This is a genomic window from Mesorhizobium sp. M7A.F.Ca.CA.002.05.1.1, assembly GCF_003998335.1.
GTDB lineage: Bacteria > Pseudomonadota > Alphaproteobacteria > Rhizobiales > Rhizobiaceae > Mesorhizobium.
Genome location: NZ_RZQI01001500.1, coordinates 1 through 742, shown reverse-complemented (window position 1 = coordinate 742; position 742 = coordinate 1). Strand labels below are relative to the sequence as shown.

1 protein-coding gene is annotated in these 742 nt (G+C 63.2%); it reads left to right on the top strand.

The features are described from left to right. Positions 1-88: 88 nt before the first annotated feature. Positions 89-742: DUF922 domain-containing Zn-dependent protease (locus tag EN939_RS36650; protein ID WP_127272094.1), on the top strand; the 654-nt coding region annotated here is incomplete at its 3' end.

Here is a 742-nt window from a genome sequence, read left to right as displayed (position 1 = left end):
GAGTTCATCAATCATGTGTGATCCCTGGCGGATCAATTTCATTGCGCCGGCAACGGCCGTAAAGCAAGGTGATCGAAGAGGCAACATGATGAAGCGAGCCATGCTTGGCATGAAAAGACGGTCCCTGGGCGTGAAACGATCCTTGGCTTGCGCGCTGCTGCTCGCCATGACCCCGCTTCCGGCGGCGACCGCCAATCTCGTCAAGACGTACAGCTATTTCGCCATCGGCGGCAGCACCCTCGACGACATCGAGGCACAACTCTCCAAACGCGGGCCGGAGGTGAAAAGCACCGGCAACCGGCACCCGGGCGCCACGCAGATGGCCTTCACCACCCGTGTCAGCTATGCGCAGACGCCGAGTTCCTGCCGGATCGCCGACGCGGCGGTGACCGTCAAGGTGAAGGTGATCCTTCCCGAGTGGCGCCGCCCGCGCAAGGCCGACGCCGATGTCAGGCTGTTCTGGGATACGCTGTCCGCCGACATCAAGCGCCATGAGGAGCGCCATGTCGAAATCGCCAAGAACCATGGCGGCGAACTCGAAGAGGCCTTGAAGGCCACCTACCCGCAAAAGAACTGCGATGCCGCCAAGGCCAAGGCGGCCGCGATCACCGCGGCTGTCCTGGCCAAGCACGACCGCGCCCAGCTTCAGTTCGACCGCGTCGAAAGCGTCAATTTCGAAAGCCGCATCTTGCGGCTGCTGCGCTACCGCATGGAGCGCATCGGCAACGGCCGACTGCCGCCG